At 71.6% G+C, this 16,745-nt stretch carries 18 protein-coding genes and 2 tRNA genes; 9 read left to right on the forward strand and 11 right to left on the reverse strand.

The annotated features are described in order from the left end of the window. Positions 1–82: 82 nt before the first annotated feature. The 3 genes from BLR49_RS01140 (at position 83) to BLR49_RS01145 (ending at position 1,499) form a co-directional block, all read left to right on the forward strand. Positions 83–159: transfer RNA gene (locus BLR49_RS01140), tRNA-Lys, on the forward strand. 347 nt (positions 160–506) lie between these two features. After that, positions 507–674: a hypothetical protein gene (locus tag BLR49_RS13195; RefSeq protein WP_176760795.1), complete on the forward strand. Its 168-nt coding sequence runs from the start codon at positions 507–509 to the stop codon at positions 672–674. A gap of 345 nt (positions 675–1,019) precedes the next feature. Beyond that, positions 1,020–1,499, forward strand: coding sequence for a peroxiredoxin (locus BLR49_RS01145; protein WP_092532133.1), 480 nt, complete (start codon positions 1,020–1,022; stop codon positions 1,497–1,499). A gap of 130 nt (positions 1,500–1,629) precedes the next feature. Here the strand turns inward: BLR49_RS01145 and BLR49_RS01150 are convergent, their stop codons facing one another. Then, entirely contained in the window at positions 1,630–2,751 is a 1,122-nt protein-coding gene (locus BLR49_RS01150) for a Gfo/Idh/MocA family protein (protein ID WP_092532136.1), read from the reverse strand. Positions 2,752–2,958: 207 nt separating this feature from the next. Here BLR49_RS01150 and BLR49_RS01155 point away from each other — a divergent pair. The 5 genes from BLR49_RS01155 (at position 2,959) to BLR49_RS13395 (ending at position 5,670) form a co-directional block, all read left to right on the forward strand. Continuing rightward, positions 2,959–3,040: transfer RNA gene (locus BLR49_RS01155), tRNA-Leu, on the forward strand. A gap of 119 nt (positions 3,041–3,159) precedes the next feature. After that, positions 3,160–4,011: a ribonuclease PH gene (rph, locus tag BLR49_RS01160; RefSeq protein WP_092532139.1), complete on the forward strand. Its 852-nt coding sequence runs from the start codon at positions 3,160–3,162 to the stop codon at positions 4,009–4,011. Beyond that, entirely contained in the window at positions 4,011–4,715 is a 705-nt protein-coding gene (rdgB, locus tag BLR49_RS01165; RefSeq protein WP_092532142.1) for an RdgB/HAM1 family non-canonical purine NTP pyrophosphatase, read from the forward strand. Before rph ends, rdgB begins: the two co-directional genes overlap by 1 nt. A gap of 198 nt (positions 4,716–4,913) precedes the next feature. Continuing rightward, positions 4,914–5,360 (forward strand): hypothetical protein, encoded by a 447-nt coding sequence (locus tag BLR49_RS13390; RefSeq protein WP_218121276.1) that lies wholly within the window; start codon positions 4,914–4,916, stop codon positions 5,358–5,360. Next, positions 5,353–5,670 carry a transcriptional regulator gene (locus BLR49_RS13395; protein ID WP_218121277.1) on the forward strand — a complete coding sequence of 106 codons (318 nt, stop codon included), beginning with the start codon at positions 5,353–5,355 and terminating at the stop codon, positions 5,668–5,670. The genes BLR49_RS13390 and BLR49_RS13395 overlap by 8 nt, the downstream gene beginning before the upstream one ends. 59 nt (positions 5,671–5,729) lie before the next feature. On the opposite strand, the gene BLR49_RS01175 is transcribed toward BLR49_RS13395, so the two are convergent. The 5 genes from BLR49_RS01175 to clpS are packed head-to-tail and all read right to left on the reverse strand — an operon-like array spanning position 5,730 to position 9,055. Then, positions 5,730–6,323, reverse strand: a complete 594-nt coding sequence (locus BLR49_RS01175) for a DUF3054 domain-containing protein (protein ID WP_342706615.1) — start codon at positions 6,321–6,323, stop codon at positions 5,730–5,732. Between the two features lie 3 nt (positions 6,324–6,326). Next, entirely contained in the window at positions 6,327–7,127 is an 801-nt protein-coding gene (locus BLR49_RS01180) for an MBL fold metallo-hydrolase (RefSeq protein WP_092532148.1), read from the reverse strand. Further along, positions 7,124–7,972, reverse strand: coding sequence for a glutamate racemase (murI, locus tag BLR49_RS01185; protein ID WP_218121292.1), 849 nt, complete (start codon positions 7,970–7,972; stop codon positions 7,124–7,126). Before murI ends, BLR49_RS01180 begins: the two co-directional genes overlap by 4 nt. 31 nt (positions 7,973–8,003) lie before the next feature. Further along, positions 8,004–8,732, reverse strand: a complete 729-nt coding sequence (locus BLR49_RS01190) for a DUF2017 family protein (protein WP_092532154.1) — start codon at positions 8,730–8,732, stop codon at positions 8,004–8,006. Further along, positions 8,732–9,055 (reverse strand): ATP-dependent Clp protease adapter ClpS, encoded by a 324-nt coding sequence (gene clpS / locus BLR49_RS01195; RefSeq protein ID WP_092533323.1) that lies wholly within the window; start codon positions 9,053–9,055, stop codon positions 8,732–8,734. The genes BLR49_RS01190 and clpS overlap by 1 nt, the downstream gene beginning before the upstream one ends. 286 nt (positions 9,056–9,341) lie before the next feature. Between clpS and BLR49_RS01200 the strand changes: the two genes are divergently transcribed. Further along, entirely contained in the window at positions 9,342–10,736 is a 1,395-nt protein-coding gene (locus tag BLR49_RS01200; protein WP_176765723.1) for a nicotinate phosphoribosyltransferase, read from the forward strand. Positions 10,737–10,782: 46 nt separating this feature from the next. Here BLR49_RS01200 and BLR49_RS01205 read toward each other — a convergent pair whose 3' ends face one another. From BLR49_RS01205 to BLR49_RS01225, 5 genes are all read right to left on the reverse strand, one after another. Next, positions 10,783–12,600, reverse strand: a complete 1,818-nt coding sequence (locus BLR49_RS01205; protein ID WP_092532157.1) for a DEAD/DEAH box helicase — start codon at positions 12,598–12,600, stop codon at positions 10,783–10,785. After that, complete coding sequence (locus tag BLR49_RS01210) at positions 12,597–12,977, reverse strand: DUF3039 domain-containing protein (RefSeq protein ID WP_092532160.1); 381 nt, start codon at positions 12,975–12,977, stop codon at positions 12,597–12,599. Before BLR49_RS01210 ends, BLR49_RS01205 begins: the two co-directional genes overlap by 4 nt. Before the next feature lie 185 nt (positions 12,978–13,162). After that, positions 13,163–13,903: a glucosamine-6-phosphate deaminase gene (nagB, locus tag BLR49_RS01215; RefSeq protein WP_092532164.1), complete on the reverse strand. Its 741-nt coding sequence runs from the start codon at positions 13,901–13,903 to the stop codon at positions 13,163–13,165. A gap of 205 nt (positions 13,904–14,108) precedes the next feature. Beyond that, positions 14,109–15,839 carry a transporter gene (locus tag BLR49_RS01220; protein ID WP_092532167.1) on the reverse strand — a complete coding sequence of 577 codons (1,731 nt, stop codon included), beginning with the start codon at positions 15,837–15,839 and terminating at the stop codon, positions 14,109–14,111. Beyond that, positions 15,815–16,645 carry an ABC transporter ATP-binding protein gene (locus BLR49_RS01225; protein ID WP_092532170.1) on the reverse strand — a complete coding sequence of 277 codons (831 nt, stop codon included), beginning with the start codon at positions 16,643–16,645 and terminating at the stop codon, positions 15,815–15,817. Before BLR49_RS01225 ends, BLR49_RS01220 begins: the two co-directional genes overlap by 25 nt. Positions 16,646–16,745: the final 100 nt, after the last annotated feature.

Genomic DNA, 16,745 nt, shown 5'->3' on the forward strand with positions numbered 1-16,745 from the left:
TTCAGGCATTCCGAGTTGGACGTCGGGCAATCGGGCGCGTAGAGTCTTACCCGTCGCCAGGCGCGAGCGCCTGAACGACCAGGCCTCCTTAGCTCAGTTGGTTAGAGCACCTGACTCTTAATCAGGGTGTCCAGGGTTCGAGTCCCTGAGGGGGTACCACGCAGGGCAGCACACAGCTGCGACGCCGCATCGGATCCGGTGAGCATTGTTCCCGCCACCGCTTACGGTCCGCGCGGTTCCCTCCAACCCGTACCGACTGCGGGAATACCACCCGTGTCGGCAGGTGTTGCCCATGCGTAGGTAGACAGGACCTGCCGCCTCGAAATCCTCGAAGCGATCGGGCGCCGGATAGCGCGCTCCCCTGTCCACCACGGCAAGACCGTGGGGCGCCGCATGGACGCGCAGCCTCGGTGAGCCGGGACAGACCCACCACACCGGGCCGCAGGAGCCACCTGCACTCCGCCCGGCACAGAGGGGCCCACCTGGGCCATGAAGGGAAGGAAGACATGATGCACCTGATCACCTCCAACAGCGGACGCGACGCCGCCGAGCGAGAGCTGGACGCCGCCCGCACCGAGTTGGCGTCTCTGGACGCCACCGCCTCGCCCTCGCGCCTGGAGCGCGCGCTCGAGCGCCTGCGGGCGGCGCAGGACGCGCTGGCGCCCGCCGCCTGACGCCTCCACGCCCCACTGCGCGAGACCGGCACGAATAACACACCCGGACCGGCATCATGACGCGCCCAAGCCGGCGCTCGTCACGTACCGGGACCGGTCGAAATGACCGGCGGCGTTCGACTCGGCTCATTGCCTCGGACGCCGGCGGCTTACTCCTGGGCCGTCCCCGCGCACCGCGGTGGGCGGCCCTCGTAACTCCCACGCCGTCCCGCCCGCATTGCGCACGCCCGCGACTTGAACGCGCAAGCACTTTCCGCAGCAACACCGGAGGCACGCCCATCCGCGCGACCGACTAGGTTGGTTGCCGACTCAGCAGTTACGTTCCGCAGCCCCCAGGAGGACACCGTGCCCCAGCTCGCCGTCGGCGACGCCGCCCCCGACTTCATCCTGCCCGACCAGTCCGGCACCCCGGTGTCCCTGGCCGAGCTGCGCACAGGCGCCGAGCGCGGCGTGGTCGTCTACTTCTACCCGCGCGCGGCCACACCCGGCTGCACCAAGGAGGCTTGTGACTTCCGCGACTCGCTGGCGGGATGGCGGCGCGCGGGATACGCCGTCGTCGGCCTTTCCCCGGACACCCCGCAGGCGCTGACGCGCTTCGCCACCAAGCAGGCCCTGCCCTTCCCGCTGCTGTCGGACCCCGACCACGCCGTGCTGGAGGCCTGGGGCGCGTGGGGCGAGAAGAAGAACTACGGCCGCACCGTCACCGGGGTAATCCGCTCCACGGTGGTGGTCGACCCCGACGGCAACGTCGTCCTGGCGCGCTACAACGTGCGCGCCACCGGTCACGTGGACCGTCTGCGCCGCGAGCTCGGCATCGACGACTGAGGGCCGGGGCGCAGTACTTCCTCCGGCCCCGCCACCCGGCCGAGATCGGCAGAAGTTACGTACCCGGATCGGTTGCCGGCGCCGCCCTGCGCTCCCGGGGCATCACCCCTACCCGGACGGAACCGGGCAGTTACTCCCCGGGATAGGCGACGCCGAGCCGACGGCGCGCCTCGTCCATGGTCTCCAGGACCGCGAGGGTCTCGCCCCACGGCATGGTCTCCGACTCGGTCCTGCCAGCGGCAATGCAGCGGGCGACCTCGGCGGCCTGGAACTGGAACCCGCCGTCGAAGGTGGCGTCCCACTCGTAGCGCTGGGCGTCATGTCCGCCGCCCAGGACGATCTGCAGCGCACTGGGGCGGTAGAACTGGGTGGGCAGGATCACCCGGCCGCGGGTGCCCACCACCTCGGCCGCCGTGTTCGAGGCGGCGGCCATGCCGGAGGCGGCCGTCGCGCAGGCGCCCGGGTAGGCCATGGCGATCACCTCATCCACGTCCACGCCCGCCTCGGACAACCGCCCGACGGCGGTCACCGACGTCGGCGCACCCAGCAGCGAGTGCACGAAGCTGACCGAGTACACCCCCAGGTCGAGCAGTGCGCCACCGGCCAGATCGAGGCGGTTCAGGCGCTCCACGTGGAGCAGGGACTGGAAGTGCTCGGCGCGCACGTAGCGGAGCTCCCCAAGTGCGCCGCTGCTGGCCAGTGCCCGCAGCAGCACCTGGCCGGGCAGGAAGCGCGTCCACATGGCCTCCATGACGAACAGATTCGCCGCCCGGGCGGCGGCGAAGACCCGACGCGCCTCCGCGGCATTGCGGGCGAAGGACTTCTCCACGAGCACGGGCTTACCGGCCTCCAGGGCGAGAAGCGCCTGCTCGCAGTGGAAGTTGTGGGGTGTGGCGATGTACACCGCGTCGACATCCGGGTCGTTCACGAGCGCCTCGTAGGAGCCGTGGGCGCGCACGGGCTGTCCCTTGCCGGCGTCCGGGTGGGCGTCGGCGAAGGCCTGCGCCCGGGCGTGGTCACGGCTGGCCACGGCGACGATCCGACCCGAGGAGCGGGCGGGCACGTCGGTGGCGAAGACGTTCGCGATGCCGCCCGCGCCGAGGATGCCCCAGCGCAGGGCGGGCGCGTCCTGGGGCTCGGGGACGGCGTCGGCCAGGGTGAAGGGGCTGCCGGCCTCGGCCAGGGCGTCGAGCACGGGAGCGGGAACAACAGGCAGGCGGTCGGTGGTGCGGAAGGAATTGTTTAGCGCCATACCAAAATACTAGGCCGGTGCGCGCGCCAACGCCATCCCCGGGCCGCGGCTGTACGTCGGCCACACGTCACTAGGGGCCGCCACCGCGCTCGGACGAGCCACGAGGTCCCCACGCACCGACCGCTGCTAGGCTGTCCCCCGGTCAACGACCGAGTGCGGCCGGCTGAGCACCCAGATGGGTGCACCGGTCCCGGCGCGTGACCGCGAGCGCGAGTGGCGGAACTGGTAGACGCCCCAGATTTAGGTTCTGGTGCCTTCGGGCGTGAGGGTTCGAGTCCCTTCTCGCGCACTACCGGCGGTGGCGCACCCGGCGCCCTCGCGCCGTGGCGCCCGGCCAAGTCACGACGCCGGTCCGGTCCGCCGTCGCTGGTTCCGACCCCCGGCACTCCCCCAGGTACCCTGGGCGGCGTGACTGACACCAAGACCCGCAAGGACGGGCGTTCCCCCAACCAGCTGCGCCCCGTCTCCATCACCCGCAACTGGCAGGTCAACGGCGAGGGCTCGGTCCTCGTGGAGTTCGGCCGCACCCGCGTCCTGTGCGTCGCCTCCTTCGTCGAGGGCGTACCGCGCTGGCGCAAGGGCGGTGGCGAGGGCTGGGTGACGGCGGAGTACGCGATGCTGCCGCGCGCCGGCTCCGAGCGCTCCGGGCGGGAGTCCGTGCGCGGCAAGATTGGTGGCCGCACACACGAGATCTCGCGGCTGATCGGCCGCTCCCTGCGCGGAGTGGTCGACGTGGCCGCCCTGGGAGAGAACACGATCACCCTGGACTGCGACGTGCTGCAGGCCGACGGCGGAACCCGCACGGCCGCCGTCACCGGCGCCTATGTGGCCCTGGCCGACGCCGTCGCCTGGGGCACGCGCCGCGGCCTTGTCAAGCCCCGTGCCGACAAGCAGGTCATCGCCGACTCCGTCTCCGCGGTGTCGGTGGGCATCATCGACGGCGCTCCCTGCCTGGACCTGCCCTACGAGGAGGATGTGCGCGCCCAGACCGACATGAACGTGGTGCAGACCGGCGCCGGAGAGTTCATCGAGGTGCAGGGGACTGCCGAACACGCCCCCTTCAACCGCACCGAGCTGGGCGCTCTGCTCGACCTGGCCGCCAAGGGCAACGCCGAGCTGGCGGCGCTCCAGGCCCGCGTGCTGGCCGGTCCCGACGACGCACCCTTCACCGTCTCAAGCGCAGTCCTGGCAGCGAGCTCCCCCACCGGAGCGGCCGGTATCAATACGAGTGCAGCCGCGATCGCGATTGAGGAGGGCTGATGTCGGCATCTGCGCCCGAGCCGCAAGACGCTGCGACGCCGTCGTCGGCAGGCGTGCCGGCAGGGGCCCGGCTGGTGCTGGCCAGCCACAACCCCGGCAAGCTGGCCGAGCTGCGCGCGATCCTGGCTCCGCTTGTGGACGGGCTGGAGGCCGAGCAGATCATTTCCTCGGCCGGACTCGGGGCCCCCGAGCCGGTGGAGGACGGGCTGAGCTTCGCCGCCAACGCCGAGCTCAAGGCACGCGCCCTGGCGGAGGCCACCGGCCTGCCCGCGGTGGCGGACGACTCGGGGTTGTGCGTTGATGTGCTGGGCGGGGCACCGGGAATCTTCTCGGCCCGCTGGTCCGGCCGCCACGGCGACGACCTCGCCAACCTGCACCTGCTGCTGGATCAGCTGGCCGACGTCGCCGACCCCCACCGCACAGCGCGCTTCACCTGCGCGGCGGTGCTGGTGGTGCCCGGTCGGGATGGCGAGCCGGCGACGGTCACAACGGTGGAGCGCTCCATGGTCGGGCGGCTGCTGCGCGAGCCGGTCGGTGCGGGCGGCTTCGGCTACGACCCGATCTTCGTGCCCGCCCAGGAGGACGCCCCAGGCGGGTCCGGGCGGACGACGGCGCAGCTGAGCGCGGCGGAGAAGAACGCCATCTCCCACCGCGGCCAGGCCATGCGCGCCCTGGCCCCCACCCTGCGCGACTTGCTCTCCTAGCTCTCCCCTCCCCGCTCTCCCCCGCCCTCCTCGCCGAGATCGGTAGAAGTTGCGTGCCGAAGTCGGTAGAAGTTACGTGCCCAGATCGGCACAAGCGGCGGGCTGGAAAGATCCGGCACGCATCGACTCGCTCCGCAACTCTTGCTTTCCGCGGGGGAAAGCAAGATACTTTCCACGCAGGAAAGTGAGGCGCCGGTCATGTCTGCATCCTCTCCCCGAGCCATGTCCCCTGACGAGGCACGCACTCATCTGCGCGACGTCGACGCCGTCGAGCAAACGGCCGCGCGATGGCACCCGGCAACTTGGGCCGTCGCCATTTTCGCCGTCGCCTTCGGGACCTCGGTCGGCGCACTGCTCACCGAGCACTACTGGGTGCTGCTCGGCAGTCTCGCCGCACTCGCGCTCATACATGTACTGCTGCGGAACCAGCTCCTCCGCCCCGGGGTCCGTACCCGAGACGACCTCATCGGCACCGACCAGCAGTGGTGGAAGCGCAACAGCCTCCTGCTGTGGGCACTGTTCCTCGCCCCGACTCTACGCGGATTCACCGTTCCGACGGCGCTTATCGGCGTCCTCGCGGTGCTCGCCGCCGCGCACGCCTCGTACTGTGCCGCCGTCGTCTGGCCGGAGGGCAGCCGTGCTTGATCCCGTCATCCACCCGCTGGGCCGCCTGCGGATCTGTGCCACCCTCAAGTCCGTCGGGGCCGTCAACGACGGCGCGCCGGTGTGGACCGGCACGGAGATGAAGTTCTCCGCGCTTCGCGACGCCGTCGGCCTATCGGACGCCAGCCTGTCCAAGCAGCTCAAGGCGCTGGAGGAAGCCGACTACATCCGGCGGCACCGCGACTACGGCGTGGTTCGAGCCATGGACGTCGTCTGGGTCTCCCTCACCCCGCGCGGTCTGAAGGCATTCGACAGCCACATGGCCGCGCTGCGGGAGATCGCCGGGGACTGACGCAGCACCACTTCTACCGATCTCGGCACGTAAGTTCTACCGATCTCGGCACGTAAGTTCTACCGATCTCGCTGCTGGGCGTCCAGCCGACGCTGGACGCCCTTGGGCACCAGCGAGTCATGCGCCTTGACGTAGCCGTACAGGCTGCGCCATCCGCCCATGAAGACCGCCAGGAACGCGGCCAGCATGACCGCGAACGACGCCATCCCGCCCGCACCGGCGATCGCACCGGCCGCCGCGCCCCAGGCGCACAGACCGGTCCACACCGCCCAGGTCGCCGTGATCACGCAGCCGCCGTCCGGCCAGCCCACCTCCAGGTGATCGCCGGGACGGCGCACCAGCCATGCCACCGCCCAGGCGACGACGACGGCGATCCCGCCGCAGACCAGCAGACCCGGCACCTGCGCCAGGTCATGGGCCGACGCGGCGGCGAAGCAGGCCACGAGCGCAACCGAAATCGTGTCGGCCAGCAGTACCAGCCACCAACGGGTGCGGCGCCCGCGCGTCCAGGGCCGGTCCGGCCCGTCGGGCACCGGTGGCGTGTAACTGATCGGTGCGGGCTCGGTTCCGTCTTTGTGCCCGCCGTTGTACTGGCGGTCGACCGCGTCACGCGATCCGGCCTCCGCCCGGTCCTGCGAGTACTGGTCCTGCACGGCTCAGATCTCCCAGAAGGCGCCGGGGACGGCGCACGCCAACGGCCCATCGTAGACGGCGGCGGCCTCGGCCAGCGGGTCGGCGGGATCGGTCCAGGGCTGAATGTGGGTGAGCACCAGCCGACCGGCGGGGCGCCGCCCGCCCCGGCCGCTGATACCGGCAGCGAGTTGCCCGGCGCGGCGCCCGGTCAGGTGGATGCCGCGCACGGCGTCGCGCCCCTCCAGGAAGGCGGCCTCGGCCAGCAGCAGGTCGACGCCGTCGGCCATGGCCTCGACGCCCTCGCACAGGTCCGTGTCCCCGGTGAAGGCCAGGCTGACGCGGTCGCCGTCGCGCCCGGGGCCCTCCACTCGGTAGCCGAAGGCGTCCACCGGGTGGAGCGCCGGGAACGGGGTGATGGTCAGCGGGCCGACCTGCATGCTCGCACCCGCCGCCACGGTGCGGAACGAGAACTCGGTGGCGTAGGTCTCCTGTGCCGAGGTCCCGTCGACGCCGTTGAGGCGGGCGAGCAGCTCCCCGGGCCCCAGCGTGAGCACGGGCGCCAGTCGGCCGGCCGGGTTCCAGCGCCTAAACACATGCATACCCACCAGGTCCACCATGTGGTCGGCGTGGCAGTGGGAGATGGCGATCGCGTCCAGGTCGGCGGGGTCCAGGTAGCGCAGCAGCTGCCCCATGGCGCCGGGGCCGAGGTCGAGCACCACCGACCAGGTGCGCCCGGCGGCGTCGTCGGCCTGCACCAGGTAGGAGGAGGCCACGGCCTCGGGGCCGGACATGGAGCCGGTGCATCCGATGATGGTGAGTTTCATGCGGGATCCTCGCTCGAATTGGGGACAGGGGCGGGGTCTGCGGACGGGGCTGCGGGGATGACCTCGGCGCGGCGCACACGGCCCACCTCAGGGCCGAGGAAGCGGCGCGCCAGCACGGCGAAGGAGGCGGGGTCACCGGTGGAGCGGAACTCGTGGCGGGGCGCCGGGGCGTCGGGGGCGCGCAGCAGGTTCCGGCGGGCGAGCTCGCGGTAGACGTCCTTGGCGGTCTCCTGGCTGGAGGTCACCAGCGTGACGTCCTCCCCCATGACGTAGGAGATGGGGCCGGCCAGCAGCGGGTAGTGGGTGCAGCCCAGGATCAGGGTGTCCACACCCGCCGCCTTGACGGGGGCGAGGTACTCCTCGGCGGTGGCCATCACCTCCGGGCCGGTGGTGATACCGCGCTCGGCCAGCTCCACGAACCGCGGGCAGGCCTGGGAGAACAGGTGGACGCCGGGCACGGCGGCCAGGGCGTCGGCGTAGGCGTTGGAGTCCACGGTCCCCTCGGTGGCGATCAGCCCGACCCGCCCGTTGCGGGTGACGCGGGCGGCGGCGCGGGCGGCCGGGTGGATGACCTCGACGACGGGCACCCCCTTGTCGCGGGTGTAGCGGCTGCGGGCGTCGTGCAGGACGGCGGCGGAGGCGGTGTTGCAGGCGATCACCAGCATCTTCACCCCGGAGTCGACCAGCTCGTCCATGATGCTCAGGGCCAGGCGGCGCACCTCCTGCACCGGGCGGGGACCATATGGCGTGTTGGCGGTGTCACCGATGTAGAGCACCTGCTCGCCGGGCAGCTGGTCGATGACCGCACGGGCCACGGTGAGGCCGCCGACGCCGGAGTCGAACATCCCGATGGCCGCATCATTCACAGCGCCGAGACTATGCGGCCCCATCCCCATTCAATAGCACGGCCACCAGTGATTCCTGCCACCAGGAGAGCATGTCGTAGGACAGCGCCATGGCCCGATTCCAGCGGGCCGTCTCCCCCTCCTCGGCGGGGGCCTCGCCCCAGGCGGCGGCGTGCACCTGTTCGGCCGCCTCGGGGGTGTCGATCTGCAGGCGCTCGGCGAGCACCAGGCGGGCGTCGTTCAGCGCCCCCAGCCAGCGTCCCTCCTGCCCGGCGCGCACGAGTACGGTCCCGTCGGGTCCGGTGGGCTCGAGCAGCTCGCACACCACGTCCTCCAGGCGGGAACGCTTGTCCGCCCGCAGTCTGCCACGGGTCAGGGAGGCGATCTCGACGGCGACGTCCGGGTCCTCGGAGGCGTCGGGCAGGAGCACGTCCAGCAGCGGGGCCAGGGAGGCGGGCACGGCGCGGGGCGTCCCCGCCTCGACGTCGTCGGCCGGCTCGGGGTCGAAGTCGAGGGCGGCCAGCACGTCGCCGTCGCGGGGGCTCTCGCCCGCCCGCGTGCCGGCGTGGCGGGGCGCCGAGTCGCCGACACCGGAGCCGTGCGCGGCTAAGCCCGTCAGCGCGTCCGCGTCGTTGCCTGCCGCAGGCGTATCGAAGGCGAGCAGGTCGGCAATCTGTTTGAACAGCCCGGCCAGGTACTCGCGCTCCCAGGCCTCCAGGGCGCTGGTCCAGCCCCGCGGGTCGGGACGGAACGCGCGCATCAGGCGTCTCCTCCGACCGGGCCGTCCGCGCCCGGCCCGGCGTCGCCGTCGGCGAGCGGCTCGACCGTGGCGTGCAGACCATAGGAGTGCATGGCGGTGACATCCACCTCCATGCGCTCGCGGGCGCCCCGGGAGACTACGGCGCGGCCGGTGGTGTGCACCTGCAGCATGCGCCGGCGCGCCACCGGGATCGGGAAGCCGAAATAGGAGTGGAACACCCAGGTGACGTAGTCCATCGTGTTGACGGGGTCGTCATGGACCACGGTGCACCACAGCCGCTGGGAGGCCGCGTGGGCATCCGCCACGGTCTCCGCCTCGGGCATGGAGACGGAGCCGACGGGCACTGCGGGCTGCATGTGTCCAGCGTAGATGATGAGCTCCTTGAGCGAGGCGACGGCCGAGGCAGCGTGGCCCTGCCCGCCCCGCCTGCTTCCACCCCGCCTGGGGCGACAACAACCCACAAGATGGCGGCCGAGCAGGGCAGTCGCCGCGGCGCTCGTGCCCCTGTCCCTCTTCTTCTCGGAATCGCGTCCGCTGTGGGGGCATTGCGCACCGCATTGTGGCGATCAGCTCGTTTCCTGCGCGCAGGTCCTACTGTAAGTTGCTGTCATGACAGCCAATCTGCGGGGTGTGCCCGCCCCGGCCACTTCCAGCACCGCTCTGCTCACCGACATGTATGAGCTGACCATGCTGCAGGCCGCGCTGCACGGCGGCGTCGCCGAGCGCGCCAGCGTCTTCGAACTGTTCGGCCGCAACCTGCCGGCCTCGCGCCGCTTCGGCGTGGTGGCCGGGGTCGGCCGTCTCCTGGACGCCATTGAGCGCTTCACCTTCACCGACGCCCAGATCGACTACCTGCACTCCGCCGGCATCGTCGACGACGACACCCTCGACTACCTGCGCTCCTACCGGTTCTCCGGGACGATCCGCGGCTACGCGGAGGGCGAGTGCTACTTCTCCGGCTCCCCGCTGCTGACGGTGGAGAGCTCCTTCGCGGAGGCCTGCATCCTGGAGACCCTGGCGCTGTCCATCTACAACTACGACTGCGCGGTCGCCGCAGCCGCCTCGCGCATGACCATCGCCGCGCACGGCCGCCCCTGCGTGGAGTTCGGCGCCCGGCGGGCGCACGAGCGCGCCGCCGTGTCGGCGGCCCGGGCGGCCATCGTCGGCGGCTTCGTGGGCACCAGCGACCTGGAGGCGGGCATGCGCTACGGCATCCCGACCGTCGGCACCTCAGCGCACTCCTTCACCCTGTTGCACGACACCGAGGAGGATGCCTTCGCCTCTCAGGTCGCCAGCCTGGGCCCGGGCACCACCATCCTGGTGGACACCTATGACATCGAGCGCGGCGTGGCCCGGGCGGTGGCCGCGGCCCGGGCGGTCGGCGGCGAGCTGGGCGCGGTGCGCCTGGACTCCGGCGACCTGGTGGCCGAGGCCTTCAAGGTGCGCGCCCAGCTGGACGCGCTGGGGGCGACGACGACGAAGATCACCGTCACCAGCGACCTGGACGAGTACGCGATCGCCGCCCTGGGAGCGGCACCGGTCAACTCCTACGGCGTGGGCACCAAGCTGGTCACCGGCTCGGGCCGCCCGACGGCGGCCCTGGTGTACAAGCTGGTGGAGCGGGCCGGCGCAGACGGCCAGATGCAGGAGGTCGCCAAGTTCTCCACCGGCGGCAAGTCGACGGTCGGCGGGCGCAAGTGGGCGGGCCGCGTGCTGGATGCGGCCGGTTCGGCCACCGAGGAGCTGGTGGTCTCCGCACGCTCCGAGGCCGCCGGGCTGGCCGCGCTGGAGGCGGCCGGGGCCCGGCCGCTGCAGGTGGATCTGGTGCGCGACGGCGTGATCATGGAGGAGCACCGCGGCCCGGATGCGCTGGCGGCTGCCGCCGAGCGCCACCAGGTCTCGCGCGCCGAGCTGCCCTACCAGGGCTGGCGCCTGAGCGAGGGTGACCCGGCCATCCCGACGCGTCACGTGGACATCGACAACCGTCAGGTACTGCACGGCTGAGGCCGTACCCCCGTCGGCCCCGGGAGCGCTGAGCCGGTGGCGCCGGTCAGCGCCGCCCGACGAACCAGCGGCGCAGCGTCTGAATGCGTCCCTCGATCTGCTCGGTGGTGGCCTGGGAAACCTCCGGGCCTCCGCACACGCGCCGTAGTTCGGTGTGAATCACCCCGTGGGGCTGCCCGGAGCGGCGCGCCCAGGCGCCCACCAGCTTGGACAGCTCCTTGCGGGCGGCGGCGCGTCGGCGGGCGTCGTCGACGCCGGAGTTGGCGCGGCGCTGCTCCGCAGCCGCCCGCTGTCGTTTTTGCTGCTTGATCTGCTGGTTCTGCCGCTGGCGCAGCAGGGCGGTGACCTGCTCGGGCTCCAGCAGGCCGGGCAGGCCCAGGTACTCCTGCTCCTCGGGGCTGCCCACCATGGCTCCGGTGCCGAACTCGCCGCCGTCGAACAGGACCCGGTCGAACTCGGCGGTGGAGTCCATGGCCTCGAAGCCACCCAGCAGGTCGTCCGAGGCGTTCTCCGCCTTGTTGGCCTGAGCGATCAGCCGCTCCTCCGGGGAGCCGAACCGGGAGTCCTGCTCCGCGCCCCGCCTACCGAGCACGTGGTCACGGGCGGCCTCCATCTCCCCGGCCAGGGCCAGCAGCGGCGTGACCGAGGGCAGGAAGACGCTGGCGGTCTCCCCCTTGGCGCGCGAGCGCACGAAGCGGCCGATGGCCTGGGCGAAGAACAGCGGGGTGGAGGCGGAGGTGGCGTACACGCCCACGGCCAGCCGCGGCACGTCCACGCCCTCGGAGACCATGCGCACGGCCACCAGCCAGCGGTCGGTGGAGGCGGCGAAGGTCTCGATGCGGCTGGAGGCGCCGGTGTCGTCCGACAGGGCCACGGTGGGTGCCTGCCCGGTGATGGCGCGCAGCTGCTTCGCGTAGGCGCGGGCGGAGTTCTGGTCGGAGGCGATCACCAGGCCGCCGGCGTCGGGGACCTGGCGGCGCACCTCGGTCAGGCGCTGGTCGGCGGCGGCCAGCACGGCGGGGATCCACTCCCCGCCCGGGTCCAGGGCGGTGCGCCAGGCCTGGGACTCCATGTCCTTGGTCAGTGGCTCTCCCAGGCGCGCGGCGACCTCATCGCCGGCCTTGGTGCGCCAGTGCATCTGCCCCGAGTAGCTCATGAACATCACCGGCCGCACCACGCCGTCGGCCAGGGCCTCGGCGTAGCCGTAGGAGTAGTCCGCCCGGGAGCGCTTGATGCCGCCGGCCTCCTCGGTATAGGTGACGAAGGGGATCGGGGACTCGTCGGAGCGGAAGGGCGTGCCGGTCAGGGACAGGCGTCGGCGGGCGGGGGTGAAGGCCTCCCGGATGGCGTCCCCCCAGCTGCGGGCGTCGCCGCCGTGGTGGATCTCGTCGAGGATCACCAGGGTGCGGGTGCGGTCGGTGCGGGCCCGGTGCAAGTTGGAATTGGCGGCAACCTGCGCATAGGTGACGGCGACGCCGTCGAACTGGGCGCCGAGCGCACCCTGGGAGTTGACGTAGGAGGGGTCGATGCGAATACCCACCCGGGCGGCGGCCTCCGCCCACTGGTACTTCAGGTGCTCGGTGGGGCACACGACGGTGACCTTGTGCACGTCACCGGCGGTGAGCAGCTCGGTGGCGATGCGCAGCGCGAAGGTGGTCTTGCCGGCGCCGGGGGTGGCCACGGCGAGGAAGTCCCGCGGCATGGCCTCCAGGTACTGCTTCAGGGCGGCGGCCTGCCAGGCGCGCAGCGGACGGGTAGTGCCCCAGGCGGCGCGCTGCGGGTAGGCCGGGGAGAGATTCTCCGCGGCGAAGATGGAGGGCTGGGTCGGGTTGTGTGACGGCTGGGAGCGGCGTGCGGGACTCACCGACCGCCTCGTGAGAAGGGGAAGCGGGGCCGCTTGTGGCCGGAGCCGCCCTGGCCGCTGTCGCCGCCGGGGCGCATCTGCTCGTAGATCTGCTTGCAGGTGGGGCACACCGGGTACTTCGACGGGTCGCGGCCGGGCGTCCAGACCTTGCCGCACAGGGCGACGACGGGCCGGCCGGTGGCGGCCGCGGCGGCGATCTTGTCCTTGCGCACGTAGTGGGCGAAGCGGTCCGCGTCGCCGTCGTCGGTCGACTCCAGCTCCTCGCGTTCGAGGACGGCGGTGCCGACGGACTGTGCGGGCTCGTCGGCCGGCTGCTCGGGGGAACCGGGTCCGGCGGGATCGGTGCTGGCCTGCGGCCGAACGATGAGCTGACGCATGTGCCCCAGTCTATGCCGCCCGGCGGCTGCAGCCGCGACCCGGATCTGTGGCAGCTCTCTCCTTCCGGTCCGGTGCAGCTCCGATGCGGTCCGCATCGAGCCGGGTCGTCAAGAGGCGCCTGCGTGGCCTGCGCCTGGTACGGGCACGGTCGGCTGCCGCCACTCTCCCAGGCGCAGGCCTTCGCTCAGTGCTGCTGCTTGAGCAGGCTCGCGGCCTCCCGGTCGATGAGCACGAGGGCGTCGGGGTGGTTCTGCATGACGGTGGCGGGCCAGTCTGGGGTGATGTCGCCCTCCACCAGGTGGGCGACGGCCTCGGCCTTGTTGGTGCCGGTGGCGATCAGTACCAGCTTGCGGGCCTTCATGATGGTGCCCAGCCCCTGGGTGAGGCAGTGGGTGGGGACGGCGTCGATATCGCCGTCGAAGAACCGGGCGTTGTCGGAGCGAGTCTGCTCGGTCAGCACGTCCACGTGCGTGACGGAGTCCAGCGGCCCGCCCGGCTCGTTGAAGCCGATGTGCCCGTCGGCGCCGATGCCGAGGATCTGCAGGTCGCAGTAGCCGGCGGCCGCCATCTGCGCCTCGTAGTCGGCACAGGCCTGCTCCAGGTCGTCCGCGAGCGCGTCGGGGCCGTGGAGGGCCCCGGGGGCCATGTCCACGCGGGAGCGCAGGTTGCGCTCCATGAAGGTGGCGTAGCGCTCCGGGTGGCCCTCGGGCAGGCCGACGTACTCGTCGAGCATGAAGCCGGTGACGTCCTTGAAGGAGATGCGGCCGTCGGCGCAGCGGCGGGCGAGTTCGTCGTACAGGGGCAGGGGGCTGGAGCCGGTGGCGGTGCCGAGTACGGCATTCGGCTTCTCGCTCAGCAGGGATTCGATGACGTCGGCGGCGCGGGAGGCGATCTCTTCGGCCGTGTCGAGGATGACGAGCTCCATGGTTGGTTCCTTATGTTGCTTGGGTGAAGCGGACCTGGCGGCCTCGTCGGCGAGGCCGGTGGACGGCGCGCCCGCGCCGCGTGTTCATGCTACGGCGTGAGGGAACGGGTTGCGGGAAGGCGGACCCTTGAGGTTGGAGCGCAATGCACATGCCGGCGCGAGGCTCACCGAAGTCACCGCCACCCGGCCGTACCCACGGCGGCTGTCAGGCGGCGTCGTGACCGGGCCAGGAGCGAATGGTGGCCAGCACTTGCACATAGCGCTGGTCGAGCTGGCGCCCGCCCAGTACGACGCCGCCCCAAGCAACTCCCCCGCCCCACAGCATGCCCCCGGCGAGCAGTAGCCAGCCCCAGGGCCAGGCCTTGTTCGCCACCACCACGACCAGTGACACCAGCACCGGCGCACTGACCGTGGCGACGACGAAGAATCCCAACGTTTGCAGGAGCGCAGCGACGAATGCGGTGCCGGAGGTGCGCGACTTCATGGGGCTCTCCCCCGGCGGGTTCGTTTCGTAGGGCAGCAGCACGCTGGTGATGCTCGACCAGGCCAGAGCTACGCCGTACACGCCCAGGCTCGCCCCCAGGTAGGTGGGCGCCTGCGCCCAGTTTCCAGTAAACCAACCAGCGATCAGGATGAGCGCGGTGAGCAGCGGCAGCTGCCAGGTGACAGCCGCCAGCACACGCCCCAGGCGGTCGCTGCGCCCGGGCAGTCCGGCGGCCATGTGGATCCACAGGGCGGTGGAGTCGAAGGCCAGGTCGTCGTGCACCATCCAGCCGCATAGGAGCGCGATAATCGGCCCCAGTATGAACAACACTCCCGGCGCCCGTCCCGGAGTGAGGTCGACGCCGGTGAACGTAACAGTCGTCACATCACCGCTGGTACTCGTCATGGTGTCGTAGTTGGCTGCGATCATCCCGGTGAAGAGCAGCGACAGCATGATGATCACCGCCACCTGTATCAGGTAGCGCGGGTCGGTGCGCCAGTACCGCAGGCAGCGGGCGGCCACGGCCGCCGTCGGCCCGGAGCTGACGCGCGCCAGTCGTCGCTGCCAGGGCAGCACGTCGAGTGTCCCCCTTGTTCCGCCCGCCTCGTCGGGTTCACGAGCGTCCTTGTATGCGCGCGAGTGCGCCCGTGTGCGGGCCGGCCCGGTCATGCCCCTCACCACCACCCGGTGCCAGAGCGGCAGCAGCGCCAGTGGCACCGCCAGGGCGCCCACTGCCAACAGCACCGCCATCGCCGCCTTCCCCTGGGCCAGGTAGCCGGGAGCCGCCAGCGCCCAGCCGAGGGGCATCAGGCCCAGGAGTCGGGCAATCCTGACCAGGCCGCCGAAGTCCAGGCGCTCCATGTCCAGCACGATGTTTAGCAGGGAGGGCAGCAGGGCGATCGCCATGACGGCGAAGAAACCGAGGACGGCGAGCAGCTCGCGGCCGCGCCGGGAGGAGGAGAGTCCCGCGCCCACAACCACGCTGCGCCCCAGCAGCACGCAGGTGGCCAGGGCCGCCGGGGCCAGAACCAGCGCAAGCACGGCAGCGCCCGCCTGTCCGGCGACCGCCCAGGTCAGGGCGGGGAGGAGCAGCACCAGGCCGGTGATGATACCGGGCAGTCCGCAGGCACCAGCGACCGCCAGCCCCACCGTCAGCGCGCGGGAGGGCGCCGTCCAGGCGGCCATGGCGCGCGGGTCGAGGGTCGCATCGGCACCGGTGAACAGCAAGGGCACCACCATCCACCCGATGCCGAGGACGGCGCCGACTGCACCGAGCACCGTGGTGATGGTGACGGCGTCGGTTCCTCCCAGGGCTACGGCTCCGCCGACCAGTGGCACCAGCGCCCCCACCGCCGTCGCCACGCCCAGGATCAGGCCGATGGCGGCCCAGATGTTGTTGCGCAGCAGATTGAGAGTGATTCGCCATCTCAGGCGGACGAGGGTCGCAACCATGACAGCTCCTCCCGCGACATCTGCGCCCCCACGAGCTGGGCGAAGCGGTCCTCCAGATCGGCGCCCGCGGCCACCTCCTCGGTGGTGCCCGCGGCCACGACGCGTCCCTGGTCGATGATGGCCACGTGGGTGCACAGGCGCTGCACGGTGGCCATCACGTGGCTGGAGATGATGACGGTGCCGCCCGCGGCGGCGAAGTCGGTGAGGATCTTCTGGATGGTCTTGGCGGAGATGGGGTCGACCGCCTCGAAGGGTTCGTCCAGCACCAGCACGCTGGGCGAGTGGACCAGGGAGCAGGCCAGGTGGACCTTCTTGCGCATGCCGGCGGAGTAGTCGGCCACCAGGGTGGTGCCGGCGTCCCACAGGTCCAGTACGTGCAGCAGCTGGGTGGCGCGGGGGACGACGACATCGCGGGCAAGGCCGCGCAGCAGCCCGGAGTAGGTGACCAGTTCCAGGCCGCTGAGGCGGTCGAAGGTGCGCAGCCCGTCGGGCAGCACGCCGAGCAGGCCCTTGGCGCGGACGGGTTCGGCCCACACGTCGACGCCATGGACCAGGGCGCGACCGGCGTCGGGCAGCAGCAGGCCGGTGGCCATGGACAGGGTGGTGGTCTTTCCGGCGCCGTTGGGGCCGACGATGCCGTAGACGCTGCCCGCGGGGACTGCCAGCGACAGCAGGTTGACGGCGATCTTCTGCCCGAAGGCCTTCGCCAGGCCGTTCAGGAGCAGGGCGGGATGCGGAGCCGAGGCCTGTTGGCTGCCATCGGCTCCCGAGAGGACGGGTTGTGCAGGCGGTGACGGCGCGGTCATGGACCGAAGCTATCGAGGGCTCGTCTTGGGCGGCTCATCCGTCAGGAGGAACCGGTTCCCGGCCCGGCGCCATATCAACCGATCTCGGCACGTAACTTCA

The organism is Actinomyces ruminicola, from assembly GCF_900103885.1.
Taxonomy (GTDB): domain Bacteria; phylum Actinomycetota; class Actinomycetes; order Actinomycetales; family Actinomycetaceae; genus Actinomyces; species Actinomyces ruminicola.